The following is a 22,193-nucleotide window of genomic DNA, read 5'->3' on the forward strand; positions in this document are numbered from 1 at the left end:
GAACTGCAGTCGCTCCTCGCGGTCTGGACCGGCGCCTGCCCCACCTGTCACCGCAACACGCCAGAACCGGTACCAACCTGACCAGGCCCTACTAGTACTCCAGCTGTAGATCGGGATCTTGCTCGTTGTGCTGGTCGCTTCGGCTGACCTGTAAGGCGCGCAAGATGCCTGGCAGAGTGGCCACCGGGATGCAGCCGCACAGCAGTGCCGCGGTTTCAGCAGTCTGAGCAGTACGGGCCAGCGGGCGCCTTCGGAAAGTCCGAGCGTCCGTCCAGCCACGCGCATAGCCGTTCGGCCAGTGTGAGGTCCTCGGGGAACAAAGCGTGTCCGTGTTCGGGGCATCGGGCGTTGGGATCCCAAGCCCACATGCGGCCTTCCGGAGTGCTGTAGTCGACGAGGGACCAGATCGCACAGCCCCACGTCAGGAGCGGTACGACAGACGGCGGGTAGTTGGGGCGTCCGCGCCAGCCCAAGTACTCCTCCAGCAGCCGATGGCTGTCGCTGAAGCTGTAGGTCGTATCGGTGAGGGACAACGCCTCACCCCAGCGGCCGAACCCACCGTCGGCGACTTCGAGATAGATCCGTTTGAGGAGCGGCGGCATCGGATGCCCCACCACGGCCTCAAGCTCGGCCACGGCCTCGGGCGGCGCAGGCGGCGGCAGCTCGCCGACCGCATCCTGCTCTCGGATCCTGTGGATGATCTCGTCGTCGGTCATGCTGACATTCGTAGCAGCTGCCACCGGCAGCCTTGCCCGGGCTACCAGAGGCAACTGATTACGGCCACCGTTGATCATCGAAGGTAGTGTGGACTGACGATGAGACGATGGCCGCAGGCCACAGCATAGATCCCACCCGCTGGAAGAAAGCCTTCGACGATCTGATGGGGCGTCTGGCGGGCCGGTTCGCGCGGGTCGAACCGCGTCGACGGGCGGCACGGCTGGTGCTCGGACTCCTGTCAGATCTGCCGCGAAAGAATTGCTGGACGATCGCGGAGTGGGCGGGAGAGGCCAGCCCGTACGGCATGCAGCACATGCTGTGCCGTGCCTCCTGGGACGCGGACGCCGTCCGGGACGACGTTCGCGATTATGTCGTGGAAAACCTCCACGACGACGAGGCGGTCCTGGTGGTCGACGAGACCGGTGACCTGAAGAAGGGGACCTCTACGGTCGGGGTCCAGCGCCAGTACACCGGCACCGCCGGGCGGATCGAAAACGCGCAGGTCGCTGTCTACCTCGTCTACGCGGCCCGCCGCGGACACGCGGCGGTGGATCGTGAGCTGTACATCCCGCGCTCGTGGACGTGCGACCTGGACCGCTGCCGAGCCGCGGGCCTGGGCGAGGACACCGTCTTCGCGACCAAGCCGGATCTGGCCGCCCGCATGATCGGCCGGTTCCTTGACGCTGGGCACCGCGTGGGCTGGGTTGCGGGTGACGAGGTCTACGGCGGCAACCCGAAACTGCGCTCCGCGCTGGAAGAGCGCGGGGTCGGCTACGTGCTCGCCGTCGCCTGCTCGGCTGAAGTCACCACCGGTGCGGGGAAGTTCCGCGCGGATGCCCTGGCCGCGAGGGTGCCGAAGCGGGCTTGGCAGAAACTGTCGGCAGGGGCCGGCGCCAAGGGGCACCGCTTCTATGACTGGGCCGTCATCGACCTGGTCGAAGCCCAGCCCAGCAGCCACCGGCTGCTGATCCGTCGCAACCGCACCACCGGTGAACTCGCCTACTACCGCTGCTGGTCGCCCGATCCGGTACCCCTGACCAGGCTGGTCCAGGTCGCCGGGTCAAGATGGCGGGTGGAAGAGACCTTCCAGGCCGGAAAGGGCCTGGCCGGACTGGACGAGCACCAAGTCCGCCGCTTTACCTCGTGGTCTCGCTGGATCACCCTGGCCATGCTCGCTCACGCCTTCCTCGCCGTCGTCCGCGCCGACGAACACGCCCGCCATCCCGCCCCGGACGGGCTGATCCCGCTCACCTGCAACGAGATTCAGCGACTGTTCACGACGCTGGTCGTCCGGCCCCTGCACGATGCAGCCCACCGGCTCCGCTGGTCCGCCTGGCGACGCCGCCACCAGGCCCGAGCCCAGGCCAGCCACTACCACCGACAAGCCGCGAATCAGACATGAAGATCACGTTCTACAGCTGGAGTACTAGAAGGCGGTCGAGGCGTCGGCCTGACCACCTTCGAGGGAAACGACCACCTCCTGCTGCTACGCCCTCCAGTACAAGCGGTGAGCCCACAGCCCCGGCAAAGCCCCCCCGGGGAGGTGGCAAGTCCGGCGGCCACGGCACCACCGATCAGAAGCTTCCCGTGTCACACCTGTGCCAGATCCAGCGCGGAGCTACGAGGAAGGGTGTTGGCCGACGGGTGTGTGGCTCACACGCTCCCCACACGTGATCGGTGCGCAACAAGGAGAAAGAGCGGGAGACAGTGAGACTGTCTCCCGCTCTTTCGTGTCGGCATCCGCCCTGGTCAGCGCTTGATTTCTGCTGATCCTCGGCGAGTGCCCCCGGCAGGATTCGAACCTGCGCACACGGCTCCGGAGGCCGTTGGGGACTTCGACATTGTTACAGGTCAAGACTCCGTGCGGTGTAAGAAGGCACGGCCGGGTCCACAGATGGTCCATGATCGGTCAGTTACGAACCATGATCGGTGACTCTATACTTGGCGACCTTCGTTTCTGGCAACCAGAGATCGGGCCCCAGCCGTCTAAGCCGGTCGCGACGGGCTTGACAGTCGGGCATGGCTCGCCGAACCATCCGCCAAAATCCTTCGCTGTGATTGGGCACACGCACGTGGGCGAGCTCGTGCACGAGTACGTAATCGATCAAATCGGGTGGAAGCTGCATGGTTGCCCAATGGATGTTGAGATCGCCATGAAGCGAGCAGGACCCCCAGCGGTAGCCAAGAGGACGGACCCGAAGGTCACCGCAAGCGACATCCATCCGCTGAGCCCACGGCCGGAGCCGACCGGGCAACCAGCTTGCCCCACGCCGGGTATACCAGGCGACCAGAGCCGTTGGTGCATCGTGGAGCACCTCCTGCCGGATCTCCAGTCGGCCTCGCAGCAGCCGCACATCGGTCGGGCCGGCCTCAACAACCAGCAGCCGGTGACTACGCCCTAGGTAGGGAAAGCCCTCTCCAGAGACATACTCGCGAGGGGGTCTGCTCTCGCTTAGCGACTCGCGTTCGGCGAGCTTGCCGTACAACCATTGCCGCCTGCTTCTGATCAGCTTGACCAGCTCGGCTTGCTGGGTCCCCGGGGGGATGGTGACGCTGACGGTCGAGTCACGCTCGACCGTCAGCCTGACCTGTCGCCGTCGCTCACTGACTCGCACTTGGACGTCGAGGTCGTCGACTCGTAGGACCTCGACGGCCGCTGAACCTTTCACTGTCATATCCTGGCACCCGTCCGGGACATCCCTCGACAGGCATGGGGTTAAGGGCGCGGAATTTCCGCGCGACGGTGTCTGATCACTTCCACCAGTTGGTCGGCCAGCGAATCGACCTTGTCGATCGGCGCTGCATCCTGGGTGATCAGCGACTGAACTATTTGGCGTCGGAAGTCCTCCTGATCGACGGGGCTACGCCAGAAATCACGTCGATGAGTCACCTGCTGGGCGTGCGTATACACGCCACTGGCGATGTCGCACAACCACTGGTCGGTCTCCGGGGCGATCACTCCGTCCCTCGCGGTTTCCTCCAACAGGACGCCGTACAAAGCCCGTTCGACCGGGCTAAGCGAATCATCGGGCGCTGGGCGGTCCGCTCGCAACTCGGTGACCAGGTCGGCTAGAAGGGCGACCTGCTGTTCCCAGTTTTCGGCGTAGTCGCGGAGAATCTCTTCGAGGCGCTGACTGAGCCGCTTGTAGAAGTGCGGGTCCTTACCCCGGTTGATCTCGATGTGGTCCCGCACGGCGTGTTCCATCTCCGAGGCGCGGGTTCGGGCCCCGGGGAGTGCGGCTACCTTCTCCTCGAAGTCGTCCGCTGTCAGCGACACAGGTGGCAGCATTTGATCGATGCCTAGTGACAGTAGGTGATCGTCGAGCAGTTGCCGCACCTTCGCGCCGTACGCTGTGGGATCGAAGTCGCCACCGTCGACCCGGAACCTGCGTTTGGCTCGCATCGCGATCTCCGCGAAGAGGATGGCGTCTTTCAGGAAGGGACGCACGGTCGGTTCGGGCAGGATCACGTCTATGGTGGTGAGGAACCGCCTGAGCTCAGCCTCGAATCTGTCAAATCGGGCCCCATCATCCAGCAGAAGAACACAGTCCTCCAGAGTCGTACGAGAAGGGGCCAAACTGTGGTCGGTGAAGACCGCTCGTAGGCGTCGACGCATGGGATCCAGCTTGGCGACTTCCTCACGCAGGTCAAGGAGGACTCCATCGACATCGTCGGCGGCGTAGGCCTTGAGCGCTTCGGTCAGATGGTTTGCGACACCGAAATAGTCGACGACATAACCACACTTCTTGCCCTTGGTCGGCCGGTTGACCCGGGCGACAGCCTGCAACAGCTCGGCCTGTTTGAGTGAGCGGTCGATGTAGAGCACTTGCTCGATCGGCGCGTCGAATCCGGTCAACAGCATTGACTTGACGATTAGGAATGCAACCGGGCGGTCGTCAGGCCCTAGTTCCGCCGGGAACGGCTTAGTGAAATCGTCAATTCTGCGTTCCTGCGTCTTCCGCGCGGTCCACTCGGCGAAACGCTCTTCGTGCTCGCCAGCGCCAGGTGAGATGACCGGAGTGAAGTCCATGGCCCGGAGAAGTTCGAGATTCCGATGTGAGTTGACCTGCGCTATCTGTCGGGCAGTCAGCTGGTCCAGTGGTGTGTCGAGCAACCGTGCCGAGATTGTTTCGGCCTGGCGGACCAGTTCGTCCCTCGCGATGAGCAGAGCAGTTCGGTAGCGCAGTGTTGCTTCGCGGCTGTTCGCCACTAGCTGGGCCTTGAAGCCACCGGGCATCACGGTCGTGACGTAGTGCCGCAGTAGGTGCCTGGCCTTGGCAGTGATCAGCTCTTCCGATTCGAGTACGTCGCCCTTGGTGGCGTACCGGCGTTGCAGGGCCTCACGGTCCTCCTCACTTTGCTCGGCGAATAGGTCCTCGAAGACCTCGTCCAAGTCTCGGCCGTCTTTGACCGCGCCCTTGACGGTGTTGCCCTCGTAGAAGATTCGCACGACCGCGCCGTCGGCTTCGGCGTCGGTCAGCCGGTAGGTGTCGATGACGCTGCCGAAGATCTGGGAGGTCTTCTTCCGCTTACCCATGATGATCGGGGTTCCCGTGAAACCAATCCGGGCGCAGTTGGGCAGCGCCTCCAGAAGGTTCATGTGCAGAGTGGAGCTGTGCGACCGGTGCGCCTCGTCGATGAGGACCACAATCGCGCTGCTGTCATTGAGCTCCCCAAGTGAGGGCACGGCCTCGCCCAGCTCGCCATTGGTATTCCGTGCCGCCACGTCCTGCTGCTTCTGGATCATCACGGCGACGATGCCTGGGCCGTCTGCTGCCAGCAGCCGCTTGGCTTCCTTGACCCGCTTAGCCTCCTCGACTTCTTCACCGGTAAGCCGAAGAGTCTCGGACAACTGCGTCTGTAGCTGGGTCCGGTCGGTGACCAGCACGACCTTGACCGCAGACAGTTCCGGGATCGACCGCATGCGGCGTACGAGGAACGTCATGGTGAGGCTTTTACCGGAGCCCTGGGTATGCCAGATGATCCCGCCTCGCCGGTCCTGGACGCCGTCCTCCTCGCGCGTGGCACCCGTCAGTAGGCGCTCCAGGGTTTTCTCGACCGCGCGGTACTGCTGGTAGCGCGGCGCCGCCTTGATCCGGATGCCGTTGTCCAGCGTCATGAAAGTCACGTAGTCGTGGATGATCTGCAGCAGCCGCTCAGGGTGCAGCACCACTGCGGTGAGCCGGCTTTGTTCGGTGATCGACCGCTCGTCGCACTCAAGCCCCGCTGCGATCACTGCGTCGGTCAGCGGGTATGGGTCGCGCCACGGCGCGTAGTACTCGGCTTCGGCCGTGAAGGTGCCCAGGCGTGCCCGCTCCCCACAGGTCGCCAAGGTCAGCTGGACCGTATGAAAAAGCTTCGGATTTCCGGAGGGGATCTGGCCGCGGCCCTGGCCGGCGTACCGCCTTAGCTGCGTCACGGCTGCGGCGATTGCGTCGCCTCTACTAGGCTTCTTGCACTCCACGACGACCAAGGGGATGCCGTTGACCAGCAGCACCTCGTCGGGTGTGATGTGCTTCAGCCCGCTCGTGCCCGGCACGTCGACCCGGAACTGAGACACAACCACGAATTCGTTGCGCTGCCAGTGCTTCCAGTCGATGAAGTGGACGCGTTGGTCCCGACCTCCGTCCCAGCCTGGCAGACCAGGCACGGTGACGCCCTTGATCAGCAGCTCGGTCGTCAGTTCGTTGGCCTCTAGCAGACCCTTAGCTGTGATCCGGGTCAGCTCGCCCAGCGCCTGGCTGATCCGCGCGTCGTCTAGCCAGGGAACACCATCCGGCCCTAGGTTGATGGCACGGAGCGCCTGACGTAGTCGCGACTCCATGAGGACCTCCGCGAACGATTCGCGTCCAGAATCTGTCGGGTCCGTGGGCTTAAATGCGCCCTCCGCTTGGCCAGGCAGATGTTCCCACCCCATCAGCGTCAACTGTCGAAGTAGTGGCGCCTCAACCTGTACGTACTCGGGCCCAGACACGAGCGTCCCTCGCTTTGCGGCAGTATGCGATCAGCGGCAGCCCCAATCATTGCCTGTGGAGACCGCAACGCGCCACGGTTTCCCCCCAGTTGGGCAGCTCTAGAGTAAACGCGTGAGTTCGTCACGCTCTACCCCTTCAGGAGCCTGACGAGGCGCTCGCGACCAAGCTCAGGTCCCCCAGGAGTTATTGGAGCCCTGGACGCTAACTTGGCCACTCACCTTCGCCAGCTTCATACGAGGATCATCGTGAGCCGATGGACAACGATCCAATGTTCCCTGCTGCGAGTCCCCGAGACCTAACGAATCTTTCTTGCAGAACCCTCGGCATTGGCTCTCGCCCGCGACAGAATTTTTTCGTGCCCTCATCAGCTGCGGCTGCCACCTCGACCTCGGCGTCCAAGGTCGTGATCAGCGGCATAGTTGACCCCTTCGCTTGAGAATCCGACACCGCCCCTCGGCCAGCTACAGGCCGCCGCAAAATCGTTCGGGCCTCGCCCACCTCATGCAACCCGTACCCGCCCAGTCAGCAGGTTCTCGGCCAAACCTTGCTTGAGAGACTGAATCTTTGCTAGGGATTCTTTCGATCTCTCGATGCTTTCAGTGCAGGTCTGAATGGAGTCGACGATTTTGCGCTGCAAATCGAGCGGAGGTACTGGTACACGCATAGCTTTGAGTTCAGTTGAATTGATTGTGGCGAGATTTGAAGTCTGTTTTGCAATGCGAGCGAAGTATGCTTTCCCCTGAACGGAGGAGGTATACAAGGCCAGGTACTCTGGCAGAAGGCGCCGTGGGTCACAGCGAACGCGGAATAGATGATTCTGGTAGAGGCAGGGGTGAAGATGTCCGTCCCAGACGGCTCCGCGCCCAAGTTTGTCCCAGTCACCCCCTTCTGTGAGCAGGAGGTCCCCTGCTCTGAGAGCGTACCGCTCTACTTGAGAACGCAAGATGCGCACCAACTTCATCTCGCCGGTATCGAAATAGCCATCCTGTACGTTTGCTACACGGAGATAGGGAAGCTCTACGGAGCTCCCGCCGGTCGGCTCGCTTCCGAGGGTCACCCCACTAGCAATCTGGGCCAGCTCTCCCAGCCTGCTGTATCCATCCGAGGATTCAATCGCAGATGCGATTGAATCCTCGGCCAGTGCATCACGCAAAAGCGCGAGTTTGTTCAGTTCCTCAATTTCCTGAGATAGCTGCCTACCGAGCGTATCGAAGATGTCTGCGATCCGTCGCTGCTCATCCAGGTCAGGAATCGGAACACATGTTTCCAACAAGTCGGATCGTGACAACTCGACCTGATTCGTTGAACCTGTGAAGCAGTGTGATTCCAAATGCTGCTGGCCCCACCGAGATCTCAGTACTGCATCAATCCAGCGGGGATCCACTTTCGACCTGTCAGCCCTGAGTACGGTGACGTGCCCGTCGACCATATAGTCTCGATCGTCATTAAAGATGCAGCTGCGGCCGATAGTTCCCGTACCTGTCGAGTTCAGAAGCACGTCCCCATGCTCGGCCCTCAAAACGTTCTTTATCCTATGTGAGTGTGGCCGAGCGGCACTCGCATCGAATCCTGTTTCTCGGACGCACCTCTGGCCGATAGCAAAAACCGAACTGTCGTCGACGTATACCGGGGCTGTACCACGAGAAATCAACCTGCAAAGGTCAACCAAGCGCTCTTCTCGCCACCCCGCCAGATTCGGAATTCCAATCCGATTACTCATATCCGAGCTCCCGCAGCATCTCGTTGACTCGGGCGGCTGTGGTGAGTCGCTGGGCTTCAAGTTCGGGGAGCGTCACTGCGTACTTGGTGGCCCACCTGCTATACCGGTCGATCAAGAAGTTGCGACCGATGGTGAGGCGAGCGTCAAGGCGGCGGCTGAGATCGGCTTTGAGGATGCGCATGACCAGGTCGGATTCTGTTGCATTCTCGTGGATTAGGCTGACGCTCGCACCGAGTTGGTCAACGAAGGCAGCTTCCAGTTTGCGGACTTTAGTCTTGGTCGCCGTGAGCTGGGTGCGCAGGCGCTTCAGCACAACAGGGTCCACCTCTTCGGCCGCGTCAGAGTCGTCCTCTGAGGCAGCAGTGAGGGATTTGACCTTGGCATCGAGTTCGGCCCGCAGGTTCTCTGCTTCCTCAAGCTCGTTCAGGTAGTCGGAGAGGACGTACGGGACCAACGGGTGTTCCCGAGCCTTGCGTTTGGCGGCTGCCTGACGCTGGGAGTTCAGAACCCCTGCGCTGTCATCCGCGAAAGCAGTCTGGATTGTCGTCAGCCAACCTTGGACGACTCCGCTGAACTGATGGAAGGCCAGCGTGCGAATGTCATATTGGACGCTGCCCCACCAAGAGGCGACAGCGCCGGAGAGTTGGAAGCGATCGAGCGTGCCAAGGGGTTCGAGTTCTGCAACGAAAGACTCCAGCAGCTCGGCTCGGGTGTCCATGACCTTGTGCGTGTCGGGCAACTCGCTCAGGCGTTTGCTGTGCCGGCCCCACCACGCGTCGAATGCGTCACGCACGCGCGCTTCGGCGGGCGCGGCCAGCTCCGGAATACGGGCGGCAACCGATCGCCAGCCATCTGCCGGGAAGTCGTAGTAGTCGGCATCCCGTTCGACGAATAGGGAGTGCACGTCCACCCCGTACGCCTGGAAAGCGGCCTCTTGCTCATGGACCTCGGATTTTGGCACACCGCCCTGCAGATGCGCCCGTACGTCTTGAGGCTCTGGCGGTGGACTGTTGTCGACGTATCGCCGGATGTTGAGGTTGAACCCGTTGTCTTCCAGTTCCTCGACCGACACCACGCGAGCGAAACCCGGGATGTCGTGTGCTGGGTCAGCCAGATAGGCCCGATAGGCTGCGACGATCTTCTCGGCGTGTTCGGGTTCAAGGTAGTTCTGGGCACGGCCGGATAGAAACTCGCGGTCAGCATTGATGAACAGGACTTTACCCTGGTGTGAGACCGGACGGACTCCAGGACCACGCAGGATGAGGATGCACGCCGGGATGCCAGTGCCGTAGAACAGGTTCGAGGCGAGGCCGATGACTGCCTCCAGCCGGTCGGCCTTGATTACCTTCTTGCGGATTTCCTGTTCCTCGCCGCCACGGAACAGTACGCCGTGAGGCATGACCGTGGCGCCGATGCCATCGGGCCGGAGTACGGAGAGTACGTGCTGGGCGAACATCCAGTCGGCCTTCTTACCAGTCTCTGGAGTCCAGCCGTATTCAAAGCGGTCGGTGTGCTTCATTCCGGCGCGCACATAGTTCTGCGAGAAGGGTGGATTCGTGAGCACCCGGTCGAAGAGCGTCAGTGTCGAGCCATCCGGCTCGATGTGCAATGGGTTGGAAAGGGTATCGTCGTTCTCCAAATCTGCGTTAACAATGCCGTGAAGGATCATGTTCATCTTGGAAATGGCCCAGGTGCCGCCGTTGGCCTCCTGACCGTAAAGGCGCAGGTCCTGAGCGTCTTCGCCTGTCTCTGCGACGTACTCCTTCGACATGATCAGCATGCCGCCGGAGCCAGCGCATGGGTCGTAAACCCGCATCCCCGAGTGTGGCTCGACTAGGCGCGCCATCATCCGAACGACGCCGCGAGGGGTGTAGAATTCGCCGCCCTTCTTGCCCGCCGAGTCGGCGAACTCGCCGATGAGGTATTCATAGGCGGCGCCCAGCAGGTCGGGGAACTCGAAGTCCTCGTTGCGGAGCCGGTAGCGGTCGAAGTGCTTGATCAGGGCCCGCAGTTTCTGGTCCGACAGGGACGTCTTGCCGACCTTGCGGTTGAAGTCGATGTGCCCGACCACGCCTTGCAGCGCTGTGGAGTTAGCGGTCTCCAGTGCGGCCAAGGCCTTGTTAAGCAGGTCCGCGACTCCGTTCTCAGCCGACTTGCCTACCAGGTATTTCCATCGGGCTGCTATCGGCACGAAGAAGTCCCCGCCTTGGTAGAACGCCGGGTTCTCAGCGATCTCTTCAGCCTGGACCTGTGTCCGGCCCGCCGCGACCTGTTCGGCAATTACTCGGGCTCGGATGGTCTCGAACTGGTCGGAGCAACGCTTAAGGAACAACATTCCGAAGATGTATTCCTTGAACTCCGAGGCATCCATTTTGCCGCGCAAGATGTCAGCCGCACCGAAGAGATGCGCTTCCAGCTGCGGCAACGTCAGCTTCGCCACAGGCCGAGCCCCCAGTCGTCAGTCAAGGCAGGTCACAGAAGCCCCTACGATACTGTGCAGCACAGATCATCGACGACTTAACATGAGGGTTGCCCACCCCGTCGGAGGAGTGCCCGTGCCGCCGTTGGCGATCGCCAAGGATTTCCTCTCTGAGTACGCCAAGCTGGAGAAGCCTGTCCAGAAGGCAGTCCAGGCCGCGCTCGGGAAGTTCGCCCAAGCCGCCCATGCAGGACTGCATCTGGAGAAGCTCAACCGGTCTGAAGACCCGCGAATTAGGACAATTCGCATCAATCAGTTCTATCGCGGGGTTGTCCTGGCGCCGGCGACGGGAGACCTCTACTGCCTCCTGCGCGTCCTGCCACACGACGATGCGATCGCTTGGGCCACGACGAGGTTGTTTACCGTCAATCAGGTTCTCGGCGTCCTTGAAGTGCGCGACGAGACGCAACTGCAGAACATGACCAGCACACTGCGTCTGGCCGCCGAAGCTACACCGGCCCGGCTCTTCGACCATGTCAAGGACTCGGACTTCCGCGCACTTGGCATCGATGACCAAGTGCTGCCGATCGTTCGCTTGCTGACTAGGGAGGCGCACCTGGACGCCCTCCAGCACATGCTGCCGTCACTCCAGTACGACGTCCTCGTCGCGCTAGCTTCCGGGATGACGGTTGAGGAGACTTGGGAAGAGGTCAGCAAGCATCTCGTCAACGCCACCAAGCCTGCTCGGGTAGAGCCGGATGATCTTTCTGCAGCGATCGGGCGGACCCCCGACCAAGTCGCACTCGTCAGTGGCCCCGAAGAACTTGAGAAGCTGCTGCGCCCGCCATTTGCTCTGTGGAGGATCTTTCTTCATCCGATGCAGCGTCGGATCGCTTATCACGACCCTTATCTCGGCTCTGTGATGATCACGGGCGGTCCGGGCACTGGCAAGACGGTGACTGCCCTGCATCGGGCTGCGTATCTCGCCGGGCGCTACGACAGCGGCACGCCGATCCTGCTGACCACCTACAGTCGCCCGCTCACCGCAGAGCTGGCTCGTCAGTTGGATCAGCTTGTCAAGAACCCTGAGGACCGTGAACGCATCGAGGTGATCACCACTGATCAGCTTGCTGCCCGGGTGGTCAGCGGCCGGCTCGGACGCCGCCCGGTGGTGCTCAAGTCGCGCGAACTGGTCGGCCTGGCCGACACCGTGCACCCGGACTATGCCGGTGAATTTCTGGTCGATGAATGGGAGCAGGTGCTGCTTGCCCAAGACATCACCACGCTGCAGGCGTATCTGACAGCAGCACGCACCGGCCGAGGCCAGGGTCTAACTCGCTCGGAGCGGCCGGCTGTTTGGGCTGCCATCGAGGCGTTGCGGACTGAGCTAAAAGACCTCGGACATTGGTCGTACCTGCAGGTAGCCGATGAGGCGGCACGAATCCTGCGGCAGGAGGACGGGCCTGCCGCCTACCGGCACGTCATTGTCGACGAGGCCCAGGACCTGCATCCCGCGCAGTGGCGGCTACTTCGGGCGGCCGCCCGCCCGGCCGAGGACGACCTGTTCCTCGTTGCGGACCCCCATCAGAGGATCTGGCAGCATCGGGTACCTCTGAAGAACACGGGGATCAACATTGTCGGGCGAACACAGAGACTCACCGTCAGCTACCGCACCACCCAGGAGATCCTCAGCTGGGCCGTCCGGGTGCTGGGGCTCGTGTCCGAAGACGACCTCGATGGCTGGCCCGACAGCCGGGACGGCTACGAGTCGCCGATGCATGGCCGCCGGCCGATAGTCCGGCGGTTCACCGAGTGGTCTGAGGAGCGGGGGGCCGTAGTCTCCCAAGTGCGGGCCTGGCTAGCCGACGGTGTCGAACCGGGTGCGATCGCCGTCGCGGCCCGGGTTAATGCCAAGTCCGACGACGTGGCGGACGCACTTCGCTCCGCGGGCATCGAACCCGAGCGGCCCGGTCCGTCCGGCGGTCGGGTCCAAGTCGGCACGATGCACAGCATGAAGGGCCTGGAGTTTCAGTGCGTTGCTGTGGTCGGCGTCCAGGACAAGGTGATACCGCACGACCGGGCGATCGTTCCGTTCGAAATCGACAGGGCCGCCCATCAGGAGAGTGTGCAGAGGGAGCGATGCGTCCTCTACGTCGCGTGCACTCGTGCCCGTGATCGGCTGTACGTGTCGTACTCCGGGACTCCTAGCCCCTTCCTTCCCCGCTGAGTTCGAGGAGCCTCCCATGCGCCCGCTACGCGTGGCTATCCGGAATGTTCGCGGTGCCCTCGACGTCGAACTGCACCTGCGTTCATTCAGTGCGCTGATCGGCCCGAACAACGCGGGAAAGTCCACTCTGATAGATGCCGTTCTACTGTTCTACGGCGCACTTGACTGGGACGAGACCCGGGACCTTCCCTGGCACGCGGAACGTGGAGCAGAATCCTGGGTGCAGATCGACTATAGCGTTGACGCTGCCGAAGCCAAGCAGATCGGCGTCGATCTTGCCGACGGCGAACTGCTCCGGATCCGGCGTTGGTTCACCAAGGGAGCTGACCGTCTTGTTGGGGCTTACTACCTGATTCCCCAGGACGGCAGCGAACCGCAGCCGACCGGTTGGACAAGTGCCGCCAAGCTCGGTCAGTGCGTCTACATCCCGGCGATTAGCAAAATGGCCGACCATACGTCGGTCACCGGCCCCTCGCCCTTGCGTGACGTACTACTCCTGGCTTTCTCTGAGCGACACATTGAAACTATGCTCATGACCGTCAGGGCTGCTCTTGGAACGCTGAGTAGCGCCTTGCAGGAAGGGCCTATCACTGACCTGGAAAGTGATCTCGACGAGGCGCTGACGCCGTGGGGCATTTCTGCAAAGGTTGACGTCGGGGAGCTGTCCAACGAGCTGATCATGCGCCATCTCATCGAGCTGCGACTCCACCAGGAGGGAACCCATCGCCCGCTGGAGACTCAGGGATCTGGTGTGCAACGCACCATGATCGCCGCACTAATTCAAGCGGCGGCGCGGCTACGGGCTCAAGCCAAAGAGGGGGCGTTCCGGTGGATCCTCTTTGAGGAACCCGAGGCCTTCCTCCATCCTTCCCAGGTAACACGGCTTGCCCACGACCTGCACCAACTTGTTGCCGCTGGTAACACGGCAGTGACGATCACCACGCACAGCGCGTCCGTAATTGCGGCTGCCGAGACTTCGCCTGAAGCGATCACCCGGGTTCGTCGTTCACTTCATCGTATCGAAGTGGCGTCGCCTCCTCCCGCTCTCGTGAACAGAGTTCTCTCAGACATACATACGCGCTCGGCTTATGCCTTGGGATCACGTTCCTGTTTCAAGGCCACCCGCTTGACCGCGGCTGATGAGGAACGGGACCGAGTTCTCTACGACCTGGACGTCCACAGGGCCGCCGCGTTTTTCGCTGACCGAGTGATCGTAGTCGAAGGACCCAGCGACGTGTTGTTCTTCGAGTGGCTGGCCCGTCGGGGTCTTCTGGCTAAACTCGGGCCCAATGTTGGAGTCCTCAGCGCGTTCGGCAAATTCGAGCTGCATCGCGCATCGAGCACCTTGTCTCTGTTCGGTATTCCCCATATTGTTCTCTGGGACGAGGATGCCGTTATGGCCACAAGCCAGAATAATCTAAAGAAGCGGCTCTGCGAGGACGCATCGGCACTCACCGCGCTTGCGGCGTCCGCCAACGATTCGGAATCATTCTTCGTCGGTGCGGTCCGTCTCACGGGTACCATTGAGCGCTGGCTCGGCATAACAGAGGAAAAAGATAACCCCTGGAAGGCGGCCAACATCGGTGCGTCTCTCAGCCAAGCATACGCGGACAAGTCTTCGCCGTTGCCAGCACGGATCGACAGCCTACTCGGAGTGCTCGAAGATTTGTTTGTGGGTCGGGATGTCGCTTCGTACCGGCAATTGCCGGAATTTCAAGATGCACTGATCGCGCCGACCCTGCCGCCACCGGCCGTCCATCTGCCACTTGAGGTCGCGTCCTTTCCGCGCCAGACGTGCGGTTGCCCCGTACCTGCATGGCCACGAATTACCTAATGTTCCAGTTGTAGTTCCCCGATCCTCACCTGGCGTCAGGGGGTTGTCCGCTTCGACAGTTATGGCAGCATTGGCGGCTGAGGTTGGCGGAGCGGCTTTGGGCTGGAGCTGCTTTGGCGCGAGTGATCATGGCCCCGTAAGCTTTCGGCGCGTCGGGCAGTCTGTGGACCTGCCCGGTAAAGCACGACGTTGGGGCCATGATCTTCGAGGCTCGCGCCAAAGTGGCTGCCTAAAGCCGTGGAGCCGACCGCCCCAGCCACGATGTACCCCTTCTCTGGCATCAGGCGACTGATTGCCATGAGCGCGGCACGGGCGCCGGCCGGGCTGGAGCGGGGCGGAGACAGGAGCGCAGGCCCGGCCGGGGGCCGGGCCGCGCGCGGTGAGCGGAGCGAGCCGCCTTGAACCAGTAAAGAAAGTTGTAACTCACTGGCTGGCTGGGCACAGGCTGGAACCAGTAAAGAAAGTTGTAACTCACTGGCTGGCTGGGCACAGGCTGGCTGGGCAGGCTGGCTGGGACCTGGCTGCTGGGGCCGGTGTCTTGTCTCGGTTGATGCTTGACGTTGTGGCTTCACCTGCTGCTTGACACCGCTTGCCTCGGCTTGGCTGTGCAATTAAGGGTTCATGGCCGCTGCGTGCCTGAGTCGGGCGACCCGATGAAGTTCTTGACGCATGGACTCTCCCTCAGCGCCACGGGTCTTGACAGCATGACAGTTCGGGCAAAGGGCGATCATGTTTGCGGGATGGTCTTCTCCTCCCATGGCGAGATCGTTTACGTGGTCGACTTCTAGGATCGGTTCGCCGGTAGCGGTGTACTCGACGAATTGAGGGTTTCCGCATCGGGGATTCTCACAACGTCCACTGGATCGTTGGATCACCAAAGAACGGGCTTCTCGCGATCGCTGAGGGCGCGTGCCAAGTACGGAACTGCTCGGCCGGGCCCCGGGTGAGCGAGCGTCCTCGAGCGCCCGTACCCGAATCCGGTAGTCGCTCACTGGCATTGTTACCGGGAGTGCCGAGGGGCGTCGGGGTGTGGGGGAGGATGTGGCTGATGGAGCGGGAAGTAAACGTGCTTCCTTACCACTCGATGCCTGATGCGGTAAATGGTGGCCTTGGGAACGGGGTTGTCCTTGCGGTCGCTTGTTCACGGGCGTCCGGGAACTAGGCTCTGAGGCCGCAGCAGCAGCGTAGGGCGCGCCTCGAAGTTCTCTGAAAGGCGCCGCGATTGTCCATTGGAAAGTCTGCCTGATCCGTTTGACCCACTGGCTGGCTTTAGCGATGTCGCTGTGTCCGCGCTCCCAGCCGTCGGCAGGATCTGTCAGAGCGTTCCAGTTCACATCTTGGCGGTAGACAGCACTTACGGCGCATACAGTGCGCTCCCATTCCAGCGGCTTGTACGGGCCGTCCCAGTAGCCGTAAACCGCGGTGCCCCATTCGAGGGGATGGCCGACGGTCCGCGCGAGGTGCTGGTTTGACCGATCCAGTTTCGCGAGGATGCTCGCGACGGACGAGTTTGGACGTAGCCGCAGTTCGATGGCGGGAGTTGTCTCCCCGCGAAGGACCAGCAGCACGCCCCCGATCGCCATGCGAGAGAGTACCGCCCCATGAGCTTTGGGGAGTATCTCGATCCCTGAGCCTACGGTCGCCTCCAGGAATCGACGTCGCTGCAGTTCAGTGCTGGTTGCCACAGGTCGGTCCTTCCAGATGACAGAGGAAGATTGCGCCTGCTCCTACATGACTGCCTACCCACGTCACCTGGTTGTACTGCCTGCACCTCGGGACGGGGAGCAACGACCCAAATCATCTGCAGTAAGCGTCGCCCATATGACTCGCTGCTCGGTCTGCAGCGCACCGAGGCCCGGCCGGGCTGCAGCATCTGCTAAGCGGCGCCCGCTGGGACGCCGATGCCGTTCGAGACAACCTGCGAGGCGTGACGAGATCCAATTGTCCTTCCGTCATGCGACTCGCCAGAGAGGCGCGTCGTACTGCTTTGGCCGGCTACTAATGAGAAGCCGCCGCAAGTCGTTGCGCTGCAAGCCGCTGAGGTTCAGTGCCTCGGTGATGCGGCGGAACGTCGTGTGGGTGACTCCGCGGGCTCGGGCTTCCTTCTCGAACTGCTCGAGTTGGGACCAGATCGTGGCCGGGTCGATCTTGGCCGGCTGCTGCTCCTTGAGCCACAGCGCCTTGTTGCGCTCATAGTCGATCTCCGAGTAGCCGCAGATCTCGCGGCTGTAGGCCTCGACCTCGTCCAGGTGTGCGGTTGCCATGATGGCTCGGGCCAACTGGTTGCGGCTGAGGGCGTCGTCCAGGTCGACCTCGTGCACCGTCGGACTGTCGTCCGTGAGCGGTACGGGGAGTCCTGCGTCTCGGATCTCGCACGTGCCTCGCGCGCCCTTGGCCGCTGCCGTGAGGAGCCCGGTCGCTTCGGACGGGTGCCACTCCATGACTGAGCTGATCGCCTCCACATCCCTCGAGGTGAAGGTGTGGACGACGGGGCCGAGCGTGTCGGCCAGATCCTCCGGTAGGAGTTCGCCGTCCAGGCCCGGTCCCGCGACGAGCAGTCGCACCGGAGCGTTCACTTGGCAGCACGCGGCCAGCGAGAGGGCGTCGGCGAGTGGGCTTTTCAGTGTCGGCTCGTCACCCCGCGCGAGTATGTCCCCGCCCACGTCCAAGAGGTCGATCGACTCGGGCTCCAAGTGGTTCACGAGGTCTTCGAGTTGGTGGGTGAGGCCTTCGGCTCCCCGGTAGGGGTCGAGCAGAGCGTAGGTGTGCGGGAGCTCTGCTGCGAGCCGGGGGAGTGTGGAGTCGGCGGGTGCGATCGGACGGGCCTGCGCCGGGACTGCCCAGGTGGACGGGGTGAGGCGTTCCAGGGCGGTGAAGTCGGCAGGTCGCCTAGGGCCCGGTAGCGGGTCGATCAAGAGGCGGTCCCAGGCGTAGGTGAAGACCACCGCCTGGTCTTCGTCGCCGTAGAAGGCGGCGTGAAGCATGGCGGCGGCGACTGCGTCGCCTCCTCCTCCTGCTGCGACGATTACCCGCGTCATGCGTTCAGACTACGGGTTTACAGGTTGGCCACTCCCCCTATAGTGGCTAGAGGCCATAGCCAGTTGCCAGTTGAACTAGGAGGAGGGGAGATGCCTCAGATCGAAGAGGCGCAACCGAAGTATCTCCAGATTGCCCACCACATCCGTGATCAGATTCTCCGGGGCGACCTGCGCCCGGGGGACGAGGTGCCCTCGGAACGGCAGCTCGCCACGGACTGGAAGGTGTCCCGGCCCACGGCCGCGCGGTCACTGGAAGCGCTGAGCCATCAGGGCTTGGTCGAGAAGCGCCAGGGCTCAGGAACCTACGTGCGCAGCCTCGAAGTGAACCGGCGCGCAAGGGAGTTGTACGGGCGTGCCCGGCAGACAGGGAAGATCTATACGCCCGGAGAGTACGCGGTGATCACGTCGGCCGGTTGGCTGGAGGCGCCGGAGTACGCAGCCGAGGCCTTGGGCCTGGCGAAGGATCGTCGAGCGGTACACCGCCGGCGCGTGACAAACAACCAGGACGGTCCGATCACGCTCTCCACCTCGTGGTTCGCTCCAGACGTCGGTCAGCGCGCTCCCAAGCTCATGGACCCTGAGCGGATCCAGGAGGGGACGCTGATGTATGTCGAGAGGATGACAGGGCGTCAAGGGAGCTACGCGGAAGACCGGATGTGCGCTCGGCCCGCCACGGAGGAGGAGGCGGCCGATCTGCGGTTGCAGCCAGGATCCGCGGTCCTCATCGTTCATCACGTGGTCTTCGACCTGCAGGACCGGCCTCTGGAGTTCGCCGAAGCCACCTATCCGCCGCACCGCTGGGCGTTCGAGCAGGGCTATCCGCTCACCTGACGACGCGCCAGTTGCGGCGAACCGCTTGCACTCTCGAAGTGGCTAATGCCACTATCCAGGAAGTGGCTAAGGCCACTTGGGCGAGAAGGAGGCACGACGTGACGAGTCGGCGGCCGGAGCAGGACGCGCGGTTAGCTTGCCGGGGGTGTAGAGGGCGTGGGTGGAAGCGCGTCGACTCCCGAACGGCGCTGGCGCTTGCCACGGCCAATGACCGCAACCGTGCCACGTCGAAGCGGCGCTGCCTCGACTGCGACGGCAGCGGCAAGGAGTGAGCACGCATGGCCTACACGATCGACCGATACCCCTGCCAGGACTCGCCGCGGCTCGGAGCGATGACCTTGCATCCTGTACCGGAGTCCGTGCCCCGGGCCCGGCGCTGGTTCCGGAAGTTCATCGCTCCGTACAACCTGGCCTGCTCGGTCGACGACTGCACGTTGATGATCTCGGAGCTGGTGACCAACGCCATCTGCTACGGGAAGTCGGATGACCCTTGGCTGGTGCGAGTCGAGTGGTTCCGTGAGGGAACCTCGCTCCGTGTCGAGGTGCACAACCCGGGTTTTCCGGCGAACGTGCGGCTGCGCCATCCGGAAGCGAACGATGCCCACGGGCGGGGGTTGCTCCTCGTTGCCTCCATCGCCGACTCATGGCACTCCGGGCCGAGCCACTTCGGCGGAACAGTCGTCTCGTTCGTGGTGGCTGATGCCTGGCCGGCGTGACGGGATAGCCCACCCCTTCTTCTGTCGCCTTGAATCTGGCGCTAGTCTGGTTGACCAGTTGACTTGGCCAATCTCGACAGGCGGCGTTCATGGCGTATGAAGTGGAGCCACCGAAGTACGTGCGCCTCGCGCGGACGCTTCAGCGTCGTATCGAGGATGGCACCTATGCGCCGGGCAGTCGTGTACCGAGTGAAAACCAACTGGTGCAGACCTTCGGGATGTCCCGCCCAACCGTCGTGCGAGCGCTGGAGTTGCTGAAACGGGACGGCTGGTTGGAGTCCCGGCAGGGCTACGGCACGATCGTCCGGGGCCGTCCGGAAGTCGTCGAAGAAAAGGATCGGCGGGGGCGTGAGGCGCTGGAGCGCGACGAGTCGCAGGGTCTGGGTCGACTGATCGAAGTCGCACACGTGCCTGTGCCTGCTCGAATCGCCTCGGCGCTTGGCCTGCCGAAGAGGACCGAGGTTCTCGTGCGCCGCTTCCTAGTCACAGAGGACGGCGAAGCTGTTGAGCTGGTCTCGTCGTACTTCCCTGCCGGCGTGGTCGAGGGCACTGAGCTGGGGTCCGGTCAGCCTTTGAGCGGTAGCACCCGTGAACATCTCGAAGCGCGGAAGAAGGTCCGCTTCGATCATGCGATCGAACGCGTGTCGGCTCGGCTGCCCGAGGCGCGCGAAGCCGAGTTGTTGGAGCTGCCGGACGGCATGCCGGTGCTGAGTGTCCTGGTCGTCGCCTGTGACGCCTCCGGCCGGTCCTTGCAGGTCTCTGAAGTGCTTCTCCCGGCTGACCGGCAGGAACTCGAAGACACCTACCGTCTGAGCTGATCCCGCCCTTCGGGCTAGCCTCCCGCGATAGCGACTTGACAAGTCAACCTGTCATCTCTAGCTTCGAACTTGCTAAGTCAACCTGTCAGGTCGGCAGGTTGGTCGATCCCAGAAGGAGCAATCCCTGTGCGTGTGATCCGAGTTGACGCCTCGACCGCCACCATTCTGCTCACCGAGGCCCCGGCGCCGAAGGTGCGCGATCGGCAGACCGGGGAGATCGCCAAGGATGCGGTGACCGGTGAGGCGCTGATGACCGTCGGCGTCGTCTACATCGACGAGGGCGAGTCGTCGCTGATCCAGGTCACTGTCCCGGAAAGCGGAGTGACCGAGGGACTGACGGTCGGTGCTCCGGTGTCGCTGCCGGGTCTGGTGGCGAGGCCGTGGCAGAGCGTGTTCAACGGCCAGGAGCGGCACGGCATCGCCTACCGGGCGACGGCTGTGGCTCCGGGTGCCTTCTCGATGGCTCAGGCGAGCTGATCGCCGTGACGGACCTGGTGACGTTGGCCGAGCTGGCCGGTCCGCTCGCTGCGATAGGTGGCGCCGCCTACGCCCGGCGCGCCTACCCGGCGGCGTACTGGTCCACGGTCGGGCTGCCGCTCTCGGTGGCCCGGCTGCTGGCCTCGTACTCCTCGACCATGGACGCCTGCGGCCTGACAGTGCAGCCGTCCCGGTGGCGGGCGCTGGCCGTTCGGGCGGCCACCCGCCGTGAGGTCCGACCGGTGCCTCCTCGTCGGGGCGTCATCCGGCCCACCACGACCGGTCTGCGCATGCGGCTGCGGCTGGCCCCGGGCCAGGAGCCGGCGGACGTGGCGGCCTCCGCCGAACGCCTCCGGCATGCCTGGGGTGTCCACGCCGTCCACGTGCGGGACATCAAGCCCGGCGTCGTCGAGTTGCGGCTTGTCGGCTTCGATGTGCTGCGGAAGGTGCGGATGCCCCGTCGACTCAACGGCGGTCCGCTTCAGATCCCGGTGGCGTTACGGGAAGACGCGACCGCCTTCGTGCGGGACTACCAGGCTGTTCCGCATGAGCTGGTGCTTGGCGCCACGCTCTCGGGCAAGTCCATGTACCTGCGGAACCTGCTGACCGGGCTTGCCGCCCAACCGGTAGTCCTGGTCGGAATCGACTGCAAGCGCGGAGTTGAGCTGGCACCCTTCGGGCCCCGGCTCTCCGCCCTAGCGACCGACCCGGACCAGGCGGCCGAACTGCTTCCCGTGCTCGTGAAGGAAATGGAGGACCGATACGACCTGATCAAGGCCCGGCAGGGCATCGCCCCCGGCACTCCCGAAGAGATGATCACCTCGGACATCTGGGGACTACCCGAGGACGCACGTCCCGCCCCGATCGTCCTCTTCATCGACGAAGTGGCCGAACTCTTCCTCGTCGCCACGCGGAAGGAGGAGGAACGGCGGGACGAAATGGTCACGCAGCTCATTCGGCTCGCCCAACTCGGCCGGGCTGCCGGGATCTACCTAGAAGTCTGTGGGCAGCGCTTCGGCGCCGAACTCGGTAAGGGCGCGACCATGCTCCGCGCTCAGCTCACGGGCCGCGTCTGCCACCGCGTGAACGACGAAGCCTCGGCCAAGATGGCGCTCGGCGACATCGCCCCTGAGGCCGTCCTCGCGGCCTGCGCCGTCGCCCCCGAGCTGCCCGGTCTGGCCGTTATCGGCGACACCTCCGGCGGCTGGTCACGCATCCGTACCCCCTATCTCTCCCTAGCCGACGCTGCAGCCACTTGCCGCGCGACGGCTCACCACGCCCCCGACGTACCGGCGCTCGACCCCTTCCGGCCCTACGCCCCTCCGATGCCGGTTGAGGCGTCTGGGCCTGTGGCAACGACTCGCCCGGTCACCGAGTAACCGCACCCGCTCCCACGGCCGGCACGGCCGTCCCGTGCCAAG

Annotated in this window: 15 protein-coding genes; 8 read left to right on the forward strand and 7 right to left on the reverse strand. The window is 63.4% G+C overall.

Annotation, left to right across the window (positions count from 1 at the left end; all coding sequences use genetic code 11):
* Window positions 1-215: 215 nt before the first annotated feature.
* On the reverse strand, window positions 216-716 hold the full coding sequence (locus ACWCQS_RS16570; protein ID WP_451005086.1) for an SMI1/KNR4 family protein: 501 nt from the start codon (window positions 714-716) through the stop codon (window positions 216-218).
* A 164-nt stretch (window positions 717-880) separates the two neighbouring features.
* On the opposite strand from ACWCQS_RS16570, the gene ACWCQS_RS16575 reads away from it, so the two are divergent.
* On the forward strand, window positions 881-2,119 hold the full coding sequence (locus ACWCQS_RS16575) for an IS701 family transposase (RefSeq protein WP_451005342.1): 1,239 nt from the start codon (window positions 881-883) through the stop codon (window positions 2,117-2,119).
* Window positions 2,120-2,630: 511 nt separating this feature from the next.
* Here the strand turns inward: ACWCQS_RS16575 and ACWCQS_RS16580 are convergent.
* The 4 genes from ACWCQS_RS16580 to ACWCQS_RS16595 all read right to left on the reverse strand — a co-directional run bounded on the left by ACWCQS_RS16580 (window position 2,631) and on the right by ACWCQS_RS16595 (window position 10,852).
* Window positions 2,631-3,392, reverse strand: coding sequence for a M48 family metallopeptidase (locus ACWCQS_RS16580; RefSeq protein WP_451005087.1), 762 nt, complete (start codon window positions 3,390-3,392; stop codon window positions 2,631-2,633).
* A 41-nt stretch (window positions 3,393-3,433) separates the two neighbouring features.
* Window positions 3,434-6,691, reverse strand: a complete 3,258-nt coding sequence (locus tag ACWCQS_RS16585; protein WP_451005088.1) for a type I restriction endonuclease subunit R — start codon at window positions 6,689-6,691, stop codon at window positions 3,434-3,436.
* 500 nt (window positions 6,692-7,191) lie between these two features.
* Window positions 7,192-8,190, reverse strand: coding sequence for a restriction endonuclease subunit S (locus ACWCQS_RS16590; protein WP_451005089.1), 999 nt, complete (start codon window positions 8,188-8,190; stop codon window positions 7,192-7,194).
* Between the two features lie 214 nt (window positions 8,191-8,404).
* The gene (locus tag ACWCQS_RS16595; protein WP_451005090.1) at window positions 8,405-10,852 is read right to left on the reverse strand and encodes an N-6 DNA methylase; all 2,448 of its coding nucleotides are present in this window, start codon (window positions 10,850-10,852) and stop codon (window positions 8,405-8,407) included.
* A gap of 124 nt (window positions 10,853-10,976) precedes the next feature.
* On the opposite strand from ACWCQS_RS16595, the gene ACWCQS_RS16600 reads away from it, so the two are divergent.
* Together ACWCQS_RS16600 and ACWCQS_RS16605 are read left to right on the forward strand one after the other, a co-directional pair.
* Window positions 10,977-13,058: a 3'-5' exonuclease gene (locus ACWCQS_RS16600; protein ID WP_451005091.1), complete on the forward strand. Its 2,082-nt coding sequence runs from the start codon at window positions 10,977-10,979 to the stop codon at window positions 13,056-13,058.
* A gap of 16 nt (window positions 13,059-13,074) precedes the next feature.
* On the forward strand, window positions 13,075-14,892 hold the full coding sequence (locus tag ACWCQS_RS16605) for an ATP-dependent nuclease (protein WP_451005092.1): 1,818 nt from the start codon (window positions 13,075-13,077) through the stop codon (window positions 14,890-14,892).
* Between the two features lie 611 nt (window positions 14,893-15,503).
* Here ACWCQS_RS16605 and ACWCQS_RS16610 read toward each other — a convergent pair.
* Together ACWCQS_RS16610 and ACWCQS_RS16615 are read right to left on the reverse strand one after the other, a co-directional pair.
* Window positions 15,504-16,475, reverse strand: a complete 972-nt coding sequence (locus tag ACWCQS_RS16610) for an HNH endonuclease (protein ID WP_451005343.1) — start codon at window positions 16,473-16,475, stop codon at window positions 15,504-15,506.
* A 369-nt stretch (window positions 16,476-16,844) separates the two neighbouring features.
* The gene (locus tag ACWCQS_RS16615; protein ID WP_451005093.1) at window positions 16,845-17,930 is read right to left on the reverse strand and encodes a DUF1152 domain-containing protein; all 1,086 of its coding nucleotides are present in this window, start codon (window positions 17,928-17,930) and stop codon (window positions 16,845-16,847) included.
* A gap of 90 nt (window positions 17,931-18,020) precedes the next feature.
* On the opposite strand from ACWCQS_RS16615, the gene ACWCQS_RS16620 reads away from it, so the two are divergent.
* From ACWCQS_RS16620 to ACWCQS_RS16640, 5 genes are all read left to right on the forward strand, one after another.
* Window positions 18,021-18,761, forward strand: a complete 741-nt coding sequence (locus ACWCQS_RS16620) for a GntR family transcriptional regulator (RefSeq protein ID WP_451005094.1) — start codon at window positions 18,021-18,023, stop codon at window positions 18,759-18,761.
* Between the two features lie 278 nt (window positions 18,762-19,039).
* The gene (locus tag ACWCQS_RS16625) at window positions 19,040-19,477 is read left to right on the forward strand and encodes an ATP-binding protein (RefSeq protein ID WP_451005095.1); all 438 of its coding nucleotides are present in this window, start codon (window positions 19,040-19,042) and stop codon (window positions 19,475-19,477) included.
* A gap of 89 nt (window positions 19,478-19,566) precedes the next feature.
* The gene (locus tag ACWCQS_RS16630; protein ID WP_451005096.1) at window positions 19,567-20,295 is read left to right on the forward strand and encodes a GntR family transcriptional regulator; all 729 of its coding nucleotides are present in this window, start codon (window positions 19,567-19,569) and stop codon (window positions 20,293-20,295) included.
* A gap of 126 nt (window positions 20,296-20,421) precedes the next feature.
* Window positions 20,422-20,772, forward strand: coding sequence for an SCO3933 family regulatory protein (locus ACWCQS_RS16635; protein ID WP_451005097.1), 351 nt, complete (start codon window positions 20,422-20,424; stop codon window positions 20,770-20,772).
* Between the two features lie 5 nt (window positions 20,773-20,777).
* Window positions 20,778-22,151 carry an FtsK/SpoIIIE domain-containing protein gene (locus tag ACWCQS_RS16640; RefSeq protein ID WP_451005098.1) on the forward strand — a complete coding sequence of 458 codons (1,374 nt, stop codon included), beginning with the start codon at window positions 20,778-20,780 and terminating at the stop codon, window positions 22,149-22,151.
* Window positions 22,152-22,193: the final 42 nt, after the last annotated feature.

Source organism: Streptomyces sp. NPDC002076 (assembly GCF_053593835.1).

Excerpts from the sequence above, each read along its gene's own strand:
- ACWCQS_RS16575 (WP_451005342.1), top strand. The coding sequence starts at position 881 with ATGGGGCGTCTGGCGGGCCGGTTCGCGCGGGTCGAACCGCGTCGACGG.
- ACWCQS_RS16605 (WP_451005092.1), top strand. The coding sequence starts at position 13,075 with ATGCGCCCGCTACGCGTGGCTATCCGGAATGTTCGCGGTGCCCTCGAC.
- ACWCQS_RS16620 (WP_451005094.1), top strand. The coding sequence starts at position 18,021 with ATGCCTCAGATCGAAGAGGCGCAACCGAAGTATCTCCAGATTGCCCAC.
- ACWCQS_RS16580 (WP_451005087.1), bottom strand. The coding sequence starts at position 3,392 with ATGACAGTGAAAGGTTCAGCGGCCGTCGAGGTCCTACGAGTCGACGAC.
- ACWCQS_RS16630 (WP_451005096.1), top strand. The coding sequence starts at position 19,567 with ATGGCGTATGAAGTGGAGCCACCGAAGTACGTGCGCCTCGCGCGGACG.
- ACWCQS_RS16610 (WP_451005343.1), bottom strand. The coding sequence starts at position 16,475 with ATGGCGATCGGGGGCGTGCTGCTGGTCCTTCGCGGGGAGACAACTCCC.
- ACWCQS_RS16570 (WP_451005086.1), bottom strand. The coding sequence starts at position 716 with ATGACCGACGACGAGATCATCCACAGGATCCGAGAGCAGGATGCGGTC.
- ACWCQS_RS16625 (WP_451005095.1), top strand. The coding sequence starts at position 19,040 with ATGGCCTACACGATCGACCGATACCCCTGCCAGGACTCGCCGCGGCTC.
- ACWCQS_RS16615 (WP_451005093.1), bottom strand. The coding sequence starts at position 17,930 with ATGACGCGGGTAATCGTCGCAGCAGGAGGAGGAGGCGACGCAGTCGCC.